The organism is Flavobacterium sp. CG_9.1, from assembly GCF_015751645.1.
Classification (GTDB): Bacteria; Bacteroidota; Bacteroidia; order Flavobacteriales; family Flavobacteriaceae; genus Flavobacterium; species Flavobacterium xanthum.
On the sequence record NZ_JADOVC010000071.1, the window covers coordinates 1 to 2,060 of the forward strand.

General features: G+C 34.9%; 1 protein-coding gene and 1 pseudogene. Both read right to left on the bottom strand.

The window, feature by feature from the left end; all coding sequences use genetic code 11:
* A pseudogene (locus IWX83_RS17020) lies at positions 1-213 on the bottom strand (ATP-binding protein); the annotation flags it as partial.
* An 18-nt stretch (positions 214-231) separates the two neighbouring features.
* On the bottom strand, positions 232-1,767 hold the full coding sequence (gene istA, locus IWX83_RS17025; RefSeq protein ID WP_196831349.1) for an IS21 family transposase: 1,536 nt from the start codon (positions 1,765-1,767) through the stop codon (positions 232-234).
* Between the last annotated feature and the right edge of the window lie 293 nt (positions 1,768-2,060).

Below are 2,060 nucleotides of genomic sequence, written 5' to 3' on the forward strand. Positions count from 1 at the left end.
AACATTAGCCAGGATACTAAATCCCGCTAGTTTAATCAAGTTGTACGTTTTTTTATTGGTCCTGTAATCGTACTCTTGTTCTAACAAAAGTGCGATGTACTGATCCAGGGTGTAGTCTTGGTATTGGTGTGCTTCCAGGTTTCGTTGATGAAATTCTGCCATTCCATACAATTTTAATTGTTTCATTTTTTCAATAGCTACTTGATTGTTCATTTGAATATTGTTTGTGGGTTAGTAATAATTATTTCTAATATTGTTGTGTTTTGGGATTTGTCGTAAATCATCTGCAGACTGCTGTAAATCCATATTGTTCTCTAATATGTTTTTGACACTACTGTAGCTAATGATTTGATTTTCCAATGCCATCTGGCAGGCGTTATCGATACGATCCTTACTGTATTTTGACTTTAAATGAATGATTCCTAAGGCGCGCTTATAAGTTATTTCAGGATAAGCTGCCTGAGCAAATAATTGTGACACCAATTGGTAAACAGATTCACCTAATTCATTGGCTTGTTGCAGAAAAAAGTCAGGTTTCCATTGACTATAAAACTGATGTGAACTTGCTAAATGATTCTCAATTGTATTATAGCTTCCTTTCTTAAAACTTCTTTGGTGGGTAGCAATACGACTGTGTTGGTGGAATACATCAACGGTATCCTGATTGTATTGAATTTCAACCTTTTCCCCAATATATCGAAAGGGAACGCTATAATAGTTTTTGTCTGCTGACAAGTGAATATATCCCATCTTTTGAACTCTAGCTACTTTGAATTCCTTAAGCTCATATTTTTCCATTGGCAAAGCAGATAAACAATGTTTCTCGTATTGATTAAAAAGCTTAAAGCGACTGGCACCGTAAGTCTTCATCTCCTTTAAATTAAAAATCTCTAAGAGTTCTTGTATAGCATTATTTAATTGGATCAAGCTGAAGAAGGTCTGTTTGGATAAATCATAAAAGACATGTTGGTATATTAGTTTTACAGCTCCCTCAACCAAACTTTTGTCTCGAGGGCTATAACTACGAGTCGGATTGATGCAAAACCCATAATGTAAGCCTTGATCTTTAAATGCTTTGTTTAAAACGGGTTCGTATTTAGAGGCTTTAGTAACGGCTGATTTGAGATTGTCTGGAGTGACAACTTTAGGAACACCCCCGTAAAAATCAAGCGCATTATTAATTGAACTGATAAAATCCTCCCTTTTTTGACTTAAAGAGGCCTCTACAAAGACGTATTGACTCGCTGGTAGAATACTAACAAAAACTTCTACTTCACTGATTAAACCTGTGGTTTTGTCAACAATGGTCAATTTTTTACCAGTATAATCGACAAACATCTTATCTCCATATTGATGAATGATCTTACCGCTCCCTTTTTTTCTATCAAGCCAATTGTTTAAATGAAAATTGAATTGTGAAGAGCCGTAGCCATCTGGACTTTGTAGTATATAATCCTCCCATAGACGAAGCTTAGTGCAGCCTGTCTTCTTTAGCTCAGAAGCATAGAACGAGAAGTTTTTGGATAACTTTTCGTATCGATTAGTGTCGATGGTGTCATATGATGGAAATAAATCTCGCAGCGATGAATCCTCCAACTCCAACAATTCCTGATCATCAAAACCACTTACCTGTAGTAATTGGACGTATTTATTAACGGTATTGCGATGAATACCTAGTTCTTGTGAGATTCTTCGATTGCTAAATTTTAACAGTCGTAACTTAATGATTTCTCGTAATTCCATAATTTCTAATAAACTTTGAGCCATATAATCAGTGGTTTAGAACCGCTAAAATAAATAGCTTGGTTATAGAAATTAACTCTAATTAATTTTAAGATAATTGCACATTTGGTAAAATGTCCAAAATCGGAATTGTGTTCCCTTTAAAATAAAAGTGGCACATCTTCAATCGGAATCTGTATCCTTAATTAAATTAAAAAGTGGCACATCTTCAACTGGAATCGTATCCTAATTTAAGTTTAAAAAGTGGCATATCTTCAACCGGAATCCGTACCTCTTTTTTACTGGAAAGAGTGGCACATCATCAACTGGTTTATCCA